16 protein-coding genes are annotated in these 16930 nt (G+C 61.1%); 15 read left to right on the top strand and 1 reads right to left on the bottom strand.

Translation table 11 applies throughout. The features are described from left to right. Nucleotides 1-224: 224 nt before the first annotated feature. From pstS to pstB, 4 genes are all read left to right on the top strand, one after another. Entirely contained in the window at nucleotides 225-1241 is a 1017-nt protein-coding gene (pstS, locus tag QZH45_RS14730) for a phosphate ABC transporter substrate-binding protein PstS (RefSeq protein ID WP_024777730.1), read from the top strand. A gap of 103 nt (nucleotides 1242-1344) precedes the next feature. Next, nucleotides 1345-2313 carry a phosphate ABC transporter permease subunit PstC gene (pstC, locus tag QZH45_RS14725; protein WP_033034292.1) on the top strand — a complete coding sequence of 323 codons (969 nt, stop codon included), beginning with the start codon at nucleotides 1345-1347 and terminating at the stop codon, nucleotides 2311-2313. Further along, nucleotides 2310-3182, top strand: a complete 873-nt coding sequence (pstA, locus tag QZH45_RS14720; RefSeq protein ID WP_024777732.1) for a phosphate ABC transporter permease PstA — start codon at nucleotides 2310-2312, stop codon at nucleotides 3180-3182. Before pstC ends, pstA begins: the two co-directional genes overlap by 4 nt. Then, a complete protein-coding gene (gene pstB, locus QZH45_RS14715; protein WP_024777733.1) occupies nucleotides 3182-3961 on the top strand; it encodes a phosphate ABC transporter ATP-binding protein PstB in 780 nt (259 codons plus the stop codon). Before pstA ends, pstB begins: the two co-directional genes overlap by 1 nt. 205 nt (nucleotides 3962-4166) lie before the next feature. On the opposite strand, the gene QZH45_RS14710 is transcribed toward pstB, so the two are convergent. After that, nucleotides 4167-5552, bottom strand: a complete 1386-nt coding sequence (locus QZH45_RS14710) for a PLP-dependent aminotransferase family protein (RefSeq protein WP_055135828.1) — start codon at nucleotides 5550-5552, stop codon at nucleotides 4167-4169. Nucleotides 5553-5690: 138 nt separating this feature from the next. Between QZH45_RS14710 and QZH45_RS14705 the strand changes: the two genes are divergently transcribed. The 11 genes from QZH45_RS14705 (at nucleotide 5691) to QZH45_RS14655 (ending at nucleotide 16922) form a co-directional block, all read left to right on the top strand. Continuing rightward, nucleotides 5691-6857, top strand: coding sequence for an MFS transporter (locus tag QZH45_RS14705; protein WP_024777735.1), 1167 nt, complete (start codon nucleotides 5691-5693; stop codon nucleotides 6855-6857). Between the two features lie 136 nt (nucleotides 6858-6993). Then, the gene (locus QZH45_RS14700) at nucleotides 6994-7665 is read left to right on the top strand and encodes a GntR family transcriptional regulator (RefSeq protein WP_024777736.1); all 672 of its coding nucleotides are present in this window, start codon (nucleotides 6994-6996) and stop codon (nucleotides 7663-7665) included. 140 nt (nucleotides 7666-7805) lie between these two features. Further along, nucleotides 7806-8717, top strand: a complete 912-nt coding sequence (locus QZH45_RS14695; RefSeq protein ID WP_053191745.1) for a hypothetical protein — start codon at nucleotides 7806-7808, stop codon at nucleotides 8715-8717. A gap of 115 nt (nucleotides 8718-8832) precedes the next feature. Beyond that, complete coding sequence (locus QZH45_RS14690; RefSeq protein ID WP_053191744.1) at nucleotides 8833-9765, top strand: 4-hydroxyproline epimerase; 933 nt, start codon at nucleotides 8833-8835, stop codon at nucleotides 9763-9765. Continuing rightward, complete coding sequence (locus QZH45_RS14685; RefSeq protein WP_053191742.1) at nucleotides 9762-10880, top strand: NAD(P)/FAD-dependent oxidoreductase; 1119 nt, start codon at nucleotides 9762-9764, stop codon at nucleotides 10878-10880. Before QZH45_RS14690 ends, QZH45_RS14685 begins: the two co-directional genes overlap by 4 nt. 128 nt (nucleotides 10881-11008) lie before the next feature. After that, a complete protein-coding gene (locus tag QZH45_RS14680; protein WP_024777740.1) occupies nucleotides 11009-11245 on the top strand; it encodes a 2Fe-2S iron-sulfur cluster-binding protein in 237 nt (78 codons plus the stop codon). Further along, nucleotides 11242-12498, top strand: a complete 1257-nt coding sequence (locus QZH45_RS14675) for an NAD(P)/FAD-dependent oxidoreductase (RefSeq protein WP_053191740.1) — start codon at nucleotides 11242-11244, stop codon at nucleotides 12496-12498. The genes QZH45_RS14680 and QZH45_RS14675 overlap by 4 nt, the downstream gene beginning before the upstream one ends. Nucleotides 12499-12675: 177 nt before the next feature. Continuing rightward, nucleotides 12676-13425 carry an AraC family transcriptional regulator gene (locus QZH45_RS14670; RefSeq protein WP_024777742.1) on the top strand — a complete coding sequence of 250 codons (750 nt, stop codon included), beginning with the start codon at nucleotides 12676-12678 and terminating at the stop codon, nucleotides 13423-13425. Nucleotides 13426-13656: 231 nt separating this feature from the next. Beyond that, nucleotides 13657-14475 carry an ABC transporter substrate-binding protein gene (locus QZH45_RS14665; protein ID WP_024777743.1) on the top strand — a complete coding sequence of 273 codons (819 nt, stop codon included), beginning with the start codon at nucleotides 13657-13659 and terminating at the stop codon, nucleotides 14473-14475. A gap of 10 nt (nucleotides 14476-14485) precedes the next feature. Beyond that, entirely contained in the window at nucleotides 14486-16264 is a 1779-nt protein-coding gene (gene lhpI, locus QZH45_RS14660; RefSeq protein WP_053191737.1) for a cis-3-hydroxy-L-proline dehydratase, read from the top strand. After that, nucleotides 16257-16922, top strand: coding sequence for an amino acid ABC transporter permease (locus tag QZH45_RS14655; RefSeq protein ID WP_024777745.1), 666 nt, complete (start codon nucleotides 16257-16259; stop codon nucleotides 16920-16922). The genes lhpI and QZH45_RS14655 overlap by 8 nt, the downstream gene beginning before the upstream one ends. The last annotated feature ends 8 nt before the right edge of the window (nucleotides 16923-16930 follow it).

The following is a 16930-nucleotide window of genomic DNA, read 5'->3' as shown; positions in this document are numbered from 1 at the left end:
CTCATCGTTTCTGCATGCCTGATGGCCATCCCAATGGCTCTATACCGTTACAGTCGAGCATTTCGGCGAGCAGACGAGTGAATGTGATCGACTCACATTTATTTCAAAATATTGCCAAAAACACCGAAACTGTCATTAGACAGAAATATTTAAAGAATTAAATCGTCACTTCTCCGATAGGTGGGTATCCCCCACTTAACTCCTTTCATTGAGGTGCTGTCGTGATGTTGCTGACTAAAAAAAGCCTGTCTGTCCTGCTGGCTTCCCTCTGCATGAGTAGCCTTGCTCATGCGACCGATGTTAACGGTGCAGGCTCCAGCTTTGTCTATCCGGTTTTGTCCAAGTGGTCGCAGGACTACAGCAAAAGCTCCAGCAACCGTATCAACTACCAGTCGATTGGATCGGGTGGCGGTATCGCTCAGATCAAGGCTGCAACAGTAGATTTCGGTGCGTCCGACGCCCCGCTGTCCGCTGATGACCTCAAGGCTGGCGGTCTGGGCCAGTTTCCCAGTGTCATTGGCGGTATCGTGCCGGTGATGAACATTGAAGGCGTCGCGCCGGGCCAATTGAAGCTCGACGGTGAGACCCTGGCGAGAATCTTCCTGGGTGAGATTTCTACCTGGAACGACCCGGCTATCGTCGCACTGAACCCGGGCATGAAACTGCCCGACAGCAAGATCACCGTCGTTCACCGTTCCGACGGCTCTGGCACCTCATATAACTTCACCAACTATCTCTCCAAAGTGAGTGATGGCTGGAAATCGAAAATCGGTTTCGGCACTACTGTGCCGTGGCCCGTTGGAGTGGGCGGCAAAGGCAACGAAGGTGTTTCCGCCTACGTGAAGCAGATCAAAAACTCAATCGGTTATGTTGAGTACGCCTATGCCCTGCAGAACAAGATGACGCATGCGCAGTTGAAGAACGCCGCCGGGAAATTCATACAACCCAATTCCAAAGCGTTCCAGGCGGCTGCCGATACTGCGGACTGGGCTAACGCCAAGGACTTCAACCTGATCATGACCAATGCGCCTGGCGATGGCGCATGGCCGATCACGGCGACCACTTGGATCATCATGTACAAACAGCCCAAGAATGCCGAGCAAAGCCAAGCGGCCTTCAATTTCTTCAAATGGTCGTTGGAAAATGGCCAGCAACAGGCATCGGCACTGGACTATGTCGCCTTGCCTGACTCCCTGGTGAAGCGGATCGAAGGTTATTGGAAGTCTGACTTCGCCCGTTGATCCGGCAACACTTAAAACACCCCTTCCTCAAGCACGTGTTGCCTGGCGAAGGGGTTTGTTTGTGAGCAGACGAATTATGAACGACACAGTCCATCCTCTGGCCATGACCACTCACACGAACGACGTTGCGAGTGATCGGCGTGCAATGCGCGATCAACGTCATGATCTCTGGTTCAAACGGTCAATGCTGGGCGCCGCAGTGCTGGTGCTGTTGCTACTGGCGAGCATTGCTGCCTCGACACTTTGGGGCGGAAGTCTTGCCTTCAAGACCTTCGGCCTTGACTTTCTTACAAGTACTGAATGGGATGCTGTCAACAACCACTTTGGTGCTCTGGTACCGATCTACGGCACCCTCGTAACGTCTCTTCTGGCGCTGCTGATCGCAGTTCCCGTCAGCTTTGGCATCGCGATTTTTCTCACTGAGGTAGCGCCGCCCTGGCTGCGGATGCCTGTTGCCTCGGCGGTTGAACTGCTTGCGGGGATTCCATCGATTATCTATGGCATGTGGGGCTTATTCGTTTTCGGCCCGTTCATGGCAGAACATCTATCACCCTGGATCAACGACTATCTGGGTGAACTTCCTTTGGTGGGTTCGCTGTTTCAAGGCCCTCCGTTAGGCATCGGCATGCTGACAGCGGGCATCGTGTTGGCAATCATGATCATGCCCTTCATCACCTCCGTCATGAATGAAGTGTTTCGTACCGTTCCCACAACACTCAAGGAGTCTGCGTATGCACTGGGCAGCACCACCTGGGAAGTGGTCTGGGACATCGTTCTGCCTTATACGCGGTCCGCGGTTGTCGGGGGAATTTTTCTGGGACTCGGACGCGCATTGGGCGAGACCATGGCGGTGACTTTCGTGCTGGGTAATGCTCAACAATTCTCCGCCTCATTGCTGATGCCAAGCAGCTCCATTGCGTCAGTCATCGCCAACGAGTTCAGCGAAGCCTATACCGACCTGCATCGTTCCGCGCTGATTGCGCTGGGCTTCTTGCTGTTTGTCGTCACCTTTATCGTCTTGGCGCTAGCCCGACTCCTGCTTATGCGGCTTTCACGCAAGGAGGGTCTATGACTGGCAACGAACGTCTCTACCAAATCCGAGCTTTCAAGAATCGACTTGCAATGGTGCTCAGTTGTGGTGCTACTGCTTTCGGCCTCATCTGGCTGGTCTGGATTCTACTGACCACGGTAATCAACGGATTCCAGGCGCTCAACCTTCGTCTTTTTACACAGATGACGCCGCCGCCCGGTACGGAAGGTGGGCTGGCAAATGCTTTCTACGGCAGTGCCCTGATGTCGGCTATCGCCCTGCTCATCGGAACGCCTATTGGTTTGATGGCAGGAATCTGGCTAGCGGAGTTCGCCCGACATTCGCGCCTGGGCAACACTGTCCGTTTTATTAATGACATTCTGCTGTCGGCACCGTCCATTGTGCTGGGTCTGTTCATTTACACCGGCGTGATCCTGCCATTGAACCTGCTGACGAACCATCAGGTCGGTTTCTCCGCGATCGCCGGTGCCCTGGCCTTGGCCCTTTTAGTGATTCCAGTGGTGGTAAGAACCACTGACGAAATGCTTCAGTTACAACCCTCAACCATGCGCGAAGCCGCTCTGGCGCTGGGTGTCCCGCAATGGAAGCTGACTCTGCAAATCGTATTGCGAGCGGCAAAAGCCGGTGTGGTTACCGGCGTGCTTCTCGCACTCGCCAGAATCACCGGTGAAACAGCACCGCTGTTGTTTACAGCGTTCGGCAACCAGTTCTGGAGCAGCAATCTGCTCAAACCGATAGCCAGCGTGCCCGTAGTGATTTTCCAGTACGCCATGAGCCCATTCGATGACTGGCACTCTTTGGCCTGGGCTGGCGCATTAGTGCTGACCTCATTTGTACTGATACTCAGCTTACTGTCCCGATGGATCCTTTTACGCAATAGGTCGACCTGATGAATAGCCGTGACCTTGCCAACGAAAGAATTAAAATTCGCGTTCGTGGCCTGGAATTCTTTTACAACAACCAGCGCTCTCTGAAATCCATTGATATGGATATTCCAGAGAAACGCATCACTGCAATCATTGGGCCTTCGGGCTGCGGGAAGTCGACGCTACTGCGGGTATTCAACCGCATCTACGCCATGTACCCAAAGCAGGAGGCGCGCGGCGAGGTGCTGCTTAACGGTGAGAATATCCTCGAGCCTGGTTACTCGATGAACCGGCTACGTAGCCATATAGGCATGGTGTTTCAGAAACCGGTGCCGTTTCCGATGTCCATTTACGACAACGTTGCCTACGCCGTGCGCCATCATAAACAACTCTCCCGTCGTGAGATGGATGCATGCGTAGAGCAGGCCCTCAAAGGTGCAGCACTCTGGGACGAGGTTAAGGACAAGCTCAAACAGAGCGCACAGAGCCTGTCGGGTGGCCAGCAACAGCGCCTGTGTATCGCACGCACCATTGCGTTGCAACCTCAAGTATTACTTCTGGATGAACCGACCTCTGCCCTTGATCCGATCTCCACTGGGCGCATCGAGCAACTGATCACTGAGCTGAAAGAGCAATACACCGTTATCATCGTGACCCACAACATGCAGCAGGCCGCACGGGTGTCAGACTCCACCGCCTTTATGTTCATGGGCGAATTGATTGAACATGATGTGACCGATAGGATCTTCACCACGCCAAAAGTGAAACAGACGGAAGACTACATTACCGGTCGATTCGGATAACAAACCCTTCCTCGTGCAGTACATTCGTCAGCTCTCAGCTCTCAGCCCCTAGGCTCTGGACGAAAAGCCTTGAGACGAAGGTCAGGCAAGGCGAAAACAGCCTCGGAATGCTCATGTACTCCAGTACACTGCGCTTCCTCGGCTGTTGTCGCAGCTTGCGGGAACAGTCCGATATTCCGCCCCACTCTCACACAGCCTCATTCTGCTATTCAGCCAGCGACGCCTCTTCGATCCGCCGGAAAAACGTCTGCGCACGAATGTCCTGGACGAACGCCACATTCAGCCGCAGCCAGTCACACGTTTCACTCGCTGGCATGAAACTGGCGCCTTGGGAGAGTTGGACCTGAGCCTCACGGGCGATCTGCTGCACCCGCCCGCTCTCCACATGCCGAGGCCTGGCCCACACGAACAGGCCACCGGTCGGCTCGGCGAAAACCTCCCAGTGCGCCTGGTCAAGCTGACGCAGCGTGCTCGCCATCTGCTTGTTCAAACGCTGACGCAGGCGTTGCAACAACTTGCGATAGGCCCCGTTGGCCAGCAAAGTCGCCACGACATTTTCCGCCAGCAGCGAGCAGCCGATGCCGGTCACCATTTTGACCTCGGCCAGCCGGTTGATGATGTCGGGTTGGGCGACGACATAACCGATGCGCAGCGAATTGGACAACGTCTTGGAAAAGCTCGCCAGGTAGATCACCCGGTCCAGGCCGTCCAGGGTCGCCAGGCGGGACGTCGGCCCGTTCTGGAAGTCGGCGTAGATGTCGTCTTCGATGAGGCGCAAATCATGCTGGCTAGCCAGTTGCAGCAGACGATATGCGACGCTCGGCGCAAGGCTGGTGCCGGTGGGGTTCTGGTACATGCTGTTAATGAAGAAATAGGCGGGTTTGTGCTGGCCGAGCAAGCGCTCGAGGCTGTCGAGATCCGGGCCCTGGGTGCCTCTTGGGACGGCCAGGGTTCTGACGCCATGCAGTTTCAGCAGATTGAACAGGTTGTAGTAACCAGGGCTTTCCACCAGGACCAGGTCACCAGGCTTGAGGAGCGTGCGCACCAGCAGGTCAAGGCCGTGGCTGGCGCCTTGGGTGGTGAGGATCTGCGCAAGATCGGCGTGTATGTCGATCAGGCTCAGGCGTTTCTGAATGTGCTGGCGTAGAGGTACAGAGCCCAGGGGCGTGCTGTAGTTGAACAGTGCGTGGCTGTCGCTGCGCACTACCTGACGGATCGCCTGGCCCAGATCGGTGTCGTCGCGCCAGGTGTCGGGCAGCCAACCGCAGCCAAGCTTGAGCTGCGTCGATTCGTTGTCGAATAACGTCCACGCCCCCTCACCTGTCTCAGCATCCGGCCCCACGGGCCGGGACACTTGTTGGGCGACAAAGAAACCCGATCCATGCCGGGACTCCAATACACCGCTGGCGACCAGTTGATCGTAGGCCTTGATCACACACGACAAGCTGACGTCATTTTCCTGGGCCAATTGCCGGATGGAAGGCATTCGTGCCCCGGGGCGGATGCGATGGCTGCTGATCCAGCCAACGAGCTGAGTCATCAGTTGCCGGGTCATGGGCTCGGCGGCATTGCGGTCGATGTTCAGGTCCATGCTGGGAGACTCTTGAAGTGTTCGCCGATTTCGAGCAAACAGTTAATCACAAAACCCCTAGGCCTGTTCCTTGTTCCCGTGAAGCCAGGCGGTAATAGTCCGCTGGACGACTACTCATCGGACTTCCGGGGAATACGCTTGAACGCACAGCATCGACATTCGTGGGGACTGGCTTTCGGTCTTTGCCTGATCACCCTCGCGGTCAACTTGCAGGCGCCGCTGTACACCACCTACGCCCAGGCGTCCGGCTACGGGGCCGGCGCAACAGCGGTTGCGTTCTCGTGTTATGTGCTGGGGGTGCTGCCGGTGCTGCTGGCCTTCGGCGGGCTGGCCGACCGGGTCGGACGCCGGCCCCTGATACTGCTGGCGCTGGGTTTGTCGATGCTGGCGACGGTCATCACTTCGATCTGGCCGAACCTTGTCGCGCTGGGTCTGGCGCGGCTGATGATGGGCGTGGGCACGGGCTTGGCCTCGGCGACGTCGACGGCCTATATGACCGAACTGATGGCGGGCAGCGATACCCGCTCTGCTGCCAATCGGATCACCGCCAGTACGTCCCTTGGCTTCGGCCTGGGGGCGGCCTTGACCAGTCTTTTCCTGTTCGCCCATCAAAGTGTCGTGCCCGGCAGTTTCTTGCTGCAATTACTCCTGGCCAGTATCGCGCTCATCGTGGTTTCCAGGCTGCCCGACCCTGCCGCCAGAACGCCTCGGGCACCGATGCTGCGCCTGCCGCTGTTCCCCAGCGGCAGCTTGCCCTACGGCTTCTCCATGTTGCTGGCCTGGGCAACCTCGGGCCTGGTCATCGCGATACTGCCCTCGGTGTTGGCACGCCACGACCTGCAGCAATGGTCGGGCCTGTCGACCTTCACCGTGATCAGTTGCGGGTTGCTGTTCCAGCCGTGGGTGCGCCGCATGCAACCGGCCAGGGCCACCGGGTTTGGCTTGCTGGTGCTGCCCTTGAGTTATGTGCTGCTGGCCTGGGGGGCGAGCACCGGTTCGCTGATCGCGGTGCTGCTTGGGGCGCTGGGAGCCAGCAGCGCATGCTACGGTTTTCTCTACCTGGGCGGGTTATCGGCGATCACCGCAATGGCCGGCCTGGAAAAGGCCCGGGTCAGCGCCGGGTTCTTCCTGTTTGCGTACGTCGGGTTCAGCATTCCGGTGGTGGTCACAGGCCTTTTGGCTGACCGATTCGGCGCCGATGTGGCGTTGGTCCTGTTTGGGGTGGCGCTGTCGCTGGGTGCGTTGGTGACGGGATGGGTCATCGTGCGGACAGAGGCGTATGTCACCCGCATGTCCCACGGCTGACACATCCCCCTTGTGGCGAGGGGATTCATCCCCTCGCCACAAGGGTTCACTCGTCTGGAGGGTAGCGTCAAGATCCGAGACACCACCTCCGCCAAGTCGTATACCATATCCCCAACTCAGCCACCGACCCGCCGCCGTGACTTTATCCAAGTTCAACCTGCCCGACCTGGGCAACACCCCTTCTACTTCGGAAATCATTACCCGTCACCTGCGCGAAGCCATCGTGGCCGGGCATTTTGCCGAGGACGAGCCGATTCGCCAGGACGATATCGCCCGTCAGTTCAACGTCAGCAAGATCCCCGTGCGCGAAGCCCTCAAGCGGCTGGAGGCCGAGGGGCTGGTGATGTTCCAGCGTAATCGCGGCGCGATGGTCACGCGGATTTCCGAGGTGGAGCTGGCGCAGATGTTCGAAGTGCGGATGCTGCTGGAGGATAAAGTGCTGCGCCTGGCGATTCCCAACATGACCGAAGACACGTTCGCTCGCGCCGAGGCAATCTGCCGCGAGTTCATCGGCGAGGACGACGTCGGGCGTTGGGCCGAGCTCAACTGGCAGTTGCACGCCTGCCTCTACGAGCCGGCACAACGCCCCTTCCTGGTCGGCCTGATCCGCTCGGTCCACGACAAGCTGGAGCGTTACCTGCGCATGCAGATGAGCCTGTCGGCCGGCAAGGAACGCGCCGATCACGAGCACCGGGAAATCCTCGATGCCTGCCGTGCCGGTGATGTTGAACGGGCGGTGAAACTGCTGGATGAGCACATTGCCGGCGTCTGCAAGACGCTGTTCGAGTTCCTGCCTTCCAGCCATTGAAGCTGATCGCTAAAAGACAATGCCGGGGCTCTGAGCGACCCGGCATTTTTTTTGCGCGCATACATATGTACCACCAGGGTCCTGCCATGCGGCGCCAGAATCGGTGACTTCTTAATCAGAGATAGAACGCACCTTCAATCATGACCGACACCATTGTAGACACCCTGACGGTGACAGCCTCGATCACCAATGAACATTGGGCTGGCACCGACGACACCCTGTATGTGTCCATGGGCCCCCTCAGCCAGATGCAATTATTCTGTGAAGCCCCGCGAGTCGGACAGACCATCACGGTGGAAATCGACCTGCCCAGACTGTTCGGCCGCCCCCGGATCTCATTGTCCGAAATCGACGGCGTGACCTTCTACCAGAGGCCCGAAGCCCACCCGATCGCCACCGATGACTGGGAACTGGAATCCGTGCTGATCAAGGCCAATGACATCTACACCAACCTGTCCTTCAAACAGGTGCACCGTTGGCTCAGGAATTCCTCCTCGCACTTGCTGGCCGTATGGTCGGGCCATGTGCATTTTTCCGACTGGATGAATTCCGACCATCGATCGGTTGATCTCAACGCTCAGACCTACCCGATCAGGTGGATGCCCTTCATCGGCGATCTCATGCACTGGCGTTGCTATGACCCGTCGAAAATCGACGGCGTCGGTCAACTGGTGGGTATGTGGGATGGCAAGTTGATCGGCAATCAACTGAAATCGCAGACCAGTGAAATGCTCTCTCCCAACGACCAGTCCAATAGCTACACCTGGGTCTATACCCCCGAGAATTCCATTATCTATAAACGCTGGGAACACGCGGATCGGGCCAACTACATCAGGCATAGCCAACTCGGCAGTGGCAGGCCCGTCATGTGCGCGGGGGAATTCAGGATCAGGGAACATCGCATGGAACATGTGATTGCCATGGTCAACGATGCCTCCGGGCACTACCGCCCCGACGGAGGTGCCTGCCTGCGCTACGTGGCGGAAAAGTTCGAGGCCCTGGGCATCAATACAGAACACATCGAGTGGCAGTGGAGATACGCGTCCGACTGATGAGTGCCGCGCCGCGCTGTGCCGATTTCGTCATGGGCAACAGATAAAACCATCAAGCCGCTACCCCCTGTTGCGGGCCACGCTTGCGCTCACTTATCTGAACGGAAGTGGTCCCATGAAGCGCATCACTGTGATCGATTCCCACACCGGCGGTGAGCCGACCCGACTGGTCATCGACGGTTTTCCCGATCTCGGCCAGGGCAGCATGGCCGAGCGCAGGCAGCGCCTGGCCTCGCAGCATGATGCCTGGCGTGCCGCCTGCGTGCTGGAACCCCGGGGCAGCGACGTGCTGGTGGGCGCGCTGCTCTGTGAACCGGTCGACCCAAGTGCCTGTGCGGGGGTGATCTTCTTCAACAACAGTGGTTACCTGGGCATGTGCGGCCACGGCACCATCGGCCTGGTGGCCTCGCTGGCTCACCTGGGGCGGATCGGCCCGGGCGTGCATCGCATCGAAACCCCGGTGGGCACCGTCCAGGCCACCTTGCATGAGGATCGTTCGGTCAGCGTGCGCAACGTGCCCGCCTATCGTTACCGTGAGGCGCTGCGCCTGGAAGTACCCGGTATCGGCCCTGTGGAAGGCGATGTGGCCTGGGGCGGCAACTGGTTCTTCCTTATCGCCGACCACGGCCAGCGAGTGGCGAGCGACAACCTCGACGCATTGACTGCCTACACCTACGCCGTGCAGCAAGCGCTGGAGCAGCAAGGCTTTCGTGGCGAGGACGGCGGGCTGATCGATCACATCGAACTGTTCGCCGACGACCCACAAGCCGACAGCCGCAACTTCGTACTCTGCCCCGGCAAGGCCTACGATCGCTCCCCTTGCGGCACCGGCACCAGCGCCAAGCTGGCGTGCCTGGCTGCGGACGGCAAGCTGCAACCCGGCCAGACCTGGCGTCAGGCCAGCGTGATCGGCAGCGAGTTCGAAGGCGCTTATGAGCAGGCGGGCGAGCGCATCGTGCCGACGATTCGCGGCCGCGCCTATATCAGCGCCGAAGCCACGCTGATCATCGAAGCGGATGACCCGTTCGCCTGGGGCATTCGCCTGTGACCGAGGGCCTGATCGCCGACGTGATCGTCATCGGTGCCGGCATCATCGGTGCAGCCTGTGCCCGGGCCTTGTCCCTGCGTGGATTGAAGGTGGTGGTGCTCGACGCCGGCTGGCACGGCGCGACGGCGGCCGGCATGGGGCATCTGCTGGTGTTGGACGACAATCCGGCTGAACTGGCCCTCAGTCAATACTCCCTGCAGCGCTGGCGCGAGTTGGCGCACGTCCTGCCCGAAGACTGCGCATGGCGCAATAACGGCACCTTGTGGTTGGCGGCCAATGCGCAGGAAATGGCGGTAGCCAACAGCAAGTACCTGAATCTGCTGGCTCATGGAGAAGACTGCGAACTGATCGGACGCGGGGCCTTGCGCCAACGCGAACCCGAGCTGCGCGAAGGCCTGGAAGGTGGCCTGCTGATCAAAGGTGACGGCATCCTCTATGCGCCCGCTGCGGCCCGCTGGATGCTGAGCGGCCCGCACATCCGCCAGCAGCGGGCACAAGTCGCCGAAGTGGACGGCCCGCGTGTACGTTTGGACGATGGTCGCTGGTTGAGGGCCGAGGCGGTGATTCTCGCCAACGGCATCCAGGCCACCGAGCTGTGCCCGGAGCTGCCGATCGAGCCAAAGAAAGGCCATCTGCTGATTACCGATCGCTACCCCGCCGCTATTACCCACACCCTGGTCGAACTGGGTTATGTCACCAGCGCCCACAACGCCAGCGGTCCGTCGGTGGCCTGCAATATCCAGCCCCGTCCCACCGGGCAACTGTTCATCGGCGCCTCGCGGCAGTTCGGCACCGTCGACCCGCAAGTGGAAGGCTGGATGCTGGCGAAGATGCTCAAGCGCGCCGTCGACTACATGCCCGGGTTGGCACAACTCAACGGCATCCGCGCCTGGACCGGCTTCCGCGCCGCCAGCCCCGATGGCCTGCCGCTGGTGGGACAGCACCCGCAACGCAAGGGCCTGTGGCTGGCGGTGGGGCATGAAGGACTGGGAGTCACAACGGCCCCCGCGACGGCTGACTTGCTGGTGGCGCAGTTGTTCAACGAAGCCTCGCCACTGGCCCCTCAGGCCTATCTGCCGCAGCGTTTTCTGGGAGAACCTGTGTATGTCAGCTAAATCCCCGTTGGGGCGCGTAGCGGCCCTGAAGTCTGGCTACTCGATGTGTCAGGGTAATCCAGAGGGGCTGCTGCGCAGCCCAACGGGGATAAATCCCCTCGCCACGGTTTCATATTGGAATCCTCCCGATGCCTGAATTATTCCTGGACGGCCGCCCCCTCACGGTCACCCACGGCACCAGTGTCGCCGCCGCCCTGGCCCTGGGCGCGGACGGTTGCAGTCGCACCTCGGTCAGCGGCCAGCGACGTGCGCCCTTGTGCGGCATGGGTATTTGCCAGGAATGTCGGGTAACAATCGACGGCCAGCGCCGCCTGGCTTGCCAGACCCTGTGCCGCGACGGCATGCACGTGCAGACCCGACCATGAACGAAACCACCGACCTGCTGATCATCGGCGCCGGCCCCGCCGGCATGGCCGCCGCCCTGGCTGCGGCCAGCCGCGGCGCGTCTATCGTGCTGCTGGACGACAACCCGTTGCCTGGGGGGCAGATCTGGCGCGACGGCCCCCAGGCCAGTCTGCCCAGCGCGGCACGCCGCCTGCGTGAGCGGTTGCAGACCTGCGCCAATGTGCGCTGCCATGCCGGCACCCGGGTGATCGCTTGCGCCGCCGATAAAACCCTATTGGTAGAGAATGCCGAGCGCGGTTGGCAGATCACCTACCAGCGCCTGATCCTGTGCACCGGCGCCCGGGAGTTGCTGCTGCCCTTCCCCGGTTGGACCCTGCCCGGCGTTACCGGTGCCGGCGGCTTGCAGGCACTGATCAAGGCAGGCCTGCCGGTGCGGGAGGAACGCCTGGTGATCGCCGGGAGTGGGCCGCTGCTGCTGGCCAGCGCGGCCACGGCCAGGCACCAGGGTGCCCGCGTGCTACGGGTGGCCGAGCAGGCCGGCCGTGCCGCCGTGGCCGGTTTCGCCGCGCAATTGCCGCGCTGGCCGGGCAAATTCCTGCAAGGGTTCGGCCTGTTCGACCGGCATTATCGTACCGGCAGCCATGTGCTGGAGGCCTTGGGACGGGAGCGACTCGAAGGCGTCCGTCTACTGCAACAGGGCAAGATCGTCGAGTTGGCTTGTGATCGATTGGCTTGTGGCTTCGGGCTCATCCCCAATATCCAGCTCGGCCAGGCCCTGGGCTGCGAGCTTGCCGAGAATGCCCTCGCGGTGGATGCGTGGCAGGCAACGAGCCGCCAGGACCATTACGCCGCGGGCGAATGCACCGGTTTCGGGGGCAGCGAACTGGCGCTGGTGGAAGGCGCCATCGCCGGTCACGCGGCGGTCGGCGATACCGCGCTCGCCCAACGCCTGTGGCCGCGTCGGGAACGCTGGCAGGGTTTCGCCCGGACACTGAACAAGGCCTTCGCCCTCGATGGGCGACTCAAGTCTCTGGCCCGTGCCGACACCTTGGTCTGTCGGTGCGAAGACGTACCCTATGGCGACCTGATCGGCCACGTGAGCTGGCGCGAAGCCAAGCTCGCCAGCCGTTGTGGCATGGGCGCGTGCCAGGGCCGGGTCTGCGGCGCCGCCCTGGAGTATCTGTTCGACTGGACGCCACCCACCCCACGCCCGCCGTTCAGCCCGGCGCGGATCGAAACCTTGCTGGGGCTGGAAGAAACCCCGCCCACATAGGCTGCATAAGCGCGGCTGCTTGTGGGAGCGAGCCTGCTCGCGATAGCGCTTTATCAGATACCGATAGGTTGCTGACACACCGCTATCGCGAGCAGGCTCGCTCCCACATGAGTTGGCCGATCATTCAGCTGCTACTCTTGCGCAACCCTTGCCACCACCCGAGATGATGCCAACCCCATGTATCCCTCGCTCACCTCCTTCCCCCCCTGCGACCTGGACACCCTGCTCCACAGCCTGCAATCCATCGCACCGCTGCTCGACACCCTCGCGGACGTGGTGTTCTTCATCAAGGACACCCAGGCCCGCTACGCCTTCGTCAACCAGACCCTGGCCCGGCGCTGTGGCTTCAAGCACAGCAGCGATCTGTTGGGCCTCACCGCTGAGCAAGTATTCCCCGAGCGTTTCGGCCCGCTGTACACCGAACAGGATCGACGGGTGCTGGCCAGCGGTCGGGAGCTGGCCGACCAACTCGAACTCCACCTGTACTACGGCAATCAACCTGTGTGGTGCCTGACCCATAAAATCGCCCTGCGCGAGCCCAACGGCCAGATCGTCGGCCTGGCCGGCATCTCACGGGATCTGCAACTGCCTCAGTCCAGCCACCCGGCGTTCCAGAAACTGGCGGCGGTGGATGCCTACATCAAGAGCCACTTCTCCCGCCCTATCAGCCTTGCCGAACTGACCGCCATCGCCGGATTGTCGGTGGCCCAACTGGAGCGGCACTGCAAACGCATCTTCCAGCTCACGCCCCGGCAAATGATCCACAAGGCCCGGCTGGAAGAAGCCTCGCGCCTGCTGCTGGACCAGGACCTGCCCATCACCGACATCGCCTTGCGCTGCGGCTACACCGACCACAGCGCGTTCAGTCGCCAGTTCCGGGCCCTGACCAGCCTGTCGCCGAGCCAATATCGGGAAAACCGGCACTGAATTCTGTTCCCTTACAGGGCGCCGGAGCGCCCAGTGCTCCCATCTGTAACACCTGACTGAAACGGCCATTGGCACCTTTCGCGCCCACGCTTCTTATTACTGCTTTGTAATCAATGGATTACCCATGAAAGCGAGAAGTTCGCCAGACAGGCACGCCGATTGCTTATCTAATATCGTATACGAAATCCTCAATACGATATCTCACCGCATTTATTCGACAGCGAGGCATTTATGAAAAACCCTGCATTGGCCGTAGCGTTAAGTGTCGTCCTGGCACCTCTGTTCATCACCCCCGCCTATGCCGACAAGCTCGATGACATCATCGGCTCCGGCAAGCTGCGCTGCGCCGTGACCCTGGACTTCCCGCCGATGGGTTTTCGTGACGAAAGCAACAAACCGGCGGGCTTCGACGTGGACTACTGTCATGATCTGGCGAAGGTCCTGGGGGTAGATGCCGAAGTGGTGGAAACGCCGTTCCCGGACCGGATCCCGGCGCTGATTTCCGGGCGTGCCGATGTCATCGTCGCCTCCACCTCCGACACCCTGGAGCGAGCCAAGACGGTTGGCCTGACCGTGCCCTACTTCGCCTTCCAGATGGTGGTGCTGACCCGCGACAACACCGGCATCAACAGCTTCGCCGACCTCAAGGGCAAGGCCGTGGGCAATACCAGCGGCACCTACGAAGCCATCGCCCTGGAGAAAGACCAGAAGAACTGGGGCAGCGGCAGTTTCCGTGCCTACCAGTCGCAGAACGACACGCTGCTGGCCGTCGCCCAAGGGCACATCGACGCGACGGTGGTGACCAATACCGTGGCGGCCGCAACCATCAAGTCGGGCAAATACAAAAACCTGAAGATCGCCGGTGACGCGCCTTATGTCATCGACTATGTGTCCCTCGGCGCCAAGCGTAGCGAGTTCGGCCTGATCAACTACCTCAACCTGTTCGTCAACCAACAGGTGCGCACCGGCCGTTACAAAGAGCTGTTCGTCAAATGGGTCGGCACCGATATCCCGCCGGCCGACCTGACCGTTCCCCAGGTCTATTACTGAGGATCGCGGCATGCCAAGTACGCCTGTCCGCGTCATGGGCCGCAGTCTGGTGGAGGGTGCCGCCCAGGGCGCCCTGCTCTTTGCCGATGTGGGCTTGAGTTTCTGGGGCGGTGTGGATCCGTCCAGCGGTGAAATCATCGACCGGCATCACCCGCTCAGCGGCGAGCGTCTGGCCGGGCGCGTGCTGGCAATTCCCAGCGGACGCGGCTCATGCACCGGCAGCAGCGTCTTGATGGAGCTAATCAGTAACGGCCATGCACCCGCAGCGCTGGTGCTGGCCGAAACGGACGAGATCCTGACCTTGGGCGTGCTGGTGGCGCAGTTGATTTTCCAGCGTTCCCTGCCGGTCGTGCAGATCGGTCGTGAAGCCTTCGACAGCTTGCGCGGCCAGGGTTTTGTGCGCGTCGAAGGCAATTGCCTGACCTTGTCCGGCCGTCGCCCCAACGATCATTGGTATGGGGCCGACATCCCCTTGCAGCCGCCCACGCCGTCTACGGTCAACCTCACCGAACAGGACCGGGCACTGCTCGACGGCAGCCATGGCAAGGCCGCCCAGGTAGCCATGCAAATCGTACTGCGCATGGCCGAAATCCAGGGAGCCACGCAGCTGTTGGACGTGACCCAAGCCCACATCGACGGTTGCATCTACACCGGCCCGGCCAGCCTGCGCTTTGCCGAGCAACTGGTGCAGTGGGACGCAAAAGTGCGCGTACCCACCACCCTCAATTCCATTTCCGTGGACCAGCGCCGCTGGCGTGAACTGGGCGTAGACCCGACCCTGGGTGAACCGGCCAGTGCCCTGGGCGATGCCTACATGGCGATGGGCGCGCAGTTGAGCTTCACTTGCGCGCCGTATCTGCTGGACACCGCGCCCAAGGCCGGCGAGCAGATCGTCTGGGCCGAGTCCAACGCGGTGGTCTACGCCAACAGTGTGCTCGGGGCTCGCACGCAGAAGTACCCGGACTTCCTGGATATCTGTATCGCCTTGTGCGGCCGGGCACCCTTGACCGGCTGTCACCTGGACGACCCGCGCAAGGCCAGGCTGATCGTCGACGTGCAGGGATTGGGCGACGTCGACGACAGTTTCTATCCGCTGCTGGGCTATCACATCGGCAGCCTGACGGGCCGGCGTATCCCTTTGATACGCGGTCTGGAGCACGCCGCGCCCACTCTGGATGACCTGAAGGCCTTCGGCGCTGCTTTCGCCACCACCAGTGCCGCGCCATTGTTCCACTTCGCCGGGGTGACGCCGGAAGCCCTCGAGCCGGTCAATGCCGTGGCAGCAGACTGTCCGACGCAGGTGGAAACGGTCGATGCTGCGGGCCTGCTTGCCAGTTGGCGCGAACTCAACAGCGCCCGGGACAACCGGGTGGACGTGGTCTCCCTGGGCAACCCGCACTTTTCCCTCAGCGAATTTGCAACCCTGGCTTCGCTCTGCGCCAGCCGGAGCAAGCACCCGGGCGTGGTGTTGGCCATCACCTGCGGCCGAGCAGTACTGGAGCAGGCCCGCCTGGCAGGTCACCTGGACGCCATCGAAGCCTTCGGCGCGACGCTGGTGACCGACACCTGCTGGTGCATGCTGGGCGAACCGGTCATCCCACCCGCTGCCATCACCCTGATGACCAACTCCGGCAAATACGCTCATTACGCGCCCGGTCTGGTGGGACGCGGGGTGCACTTCGCCAGCCTCGCGGCCTGCGTCGACGCCGCGTGCAACGCCTCCGCCACTGGTCAGCCGCCGCTCTGGCTGCAACCTGCCACCCGCCAGGGGAACCCCTTCCATGTTTGACTACAGCTTCCAATGGCGCCCGGCCCTGCGCGCGTTGCCCGACATGCTCGCCGGGGCCTGGGTCACGTTCGAGACCGCGGCGCTGTCGATGATCTTCGGCGTGCTGATCGCCCTAGTGCTGACGGTCATGCGCCAGGCGCGTCATCCAGTGCTGCGCGGTATCGGAAACGGTTGGGTGTCCATCGCCCGCAACACACCGTCGCTGTTCCAGATCTACATCCTCTACTTCGGCCTCGGCTCCCTCGGCCTGCACGTCAGTTCCTGGCTGGCCTTGCTGGCCGGGATCACCTTCAACAATGCCGGCTACCTGGCGGAGAACTTTCGCGGAGGCCTCAAGGCAGTGCCCGGGACGCAGATGCGCGCCGCCCGCTCTCTAGGCATGAGCGCGTTCCAGGCCTATCGGATGATCATCGTCCCGCAACTGCTGCGCATCGTGTTCTACCCGCTGACCAACCAGATGGTCTGGGCAGTGCTGATGACCTCACTGGGGGTGGTGGTCGGCCTGAACAACGACCTTACCGGGGTGACCCAGGAATACAACGTCAAGACGTTCCGCACCTTCGAATACTTCGCCCTCGCGGCCGCGCTGTATTACCTGATCGCCAAGCTCATCGTCGGGCTCGCCCGACTGTTGTCCTGGCGCCTGTTCCGCTACTGAGGGTTGGT

The organism is Pseudomonas corrugata, from assembly GCF_050920615.1.
Taxonomy (GTDB): domain Bacteria; phylum Pseudomonadota; class Gammaproteobacteria; order Pseudomonadales; family Pseudomonadaceae; genus Aquipseudomonas; species Aquipseudomonas corrugata.
The sequence above is the reverse complement of the archived record's forward strand: the minus strand, read 5'-3'. Positions and strand labels throughout refer to the sequence as shown.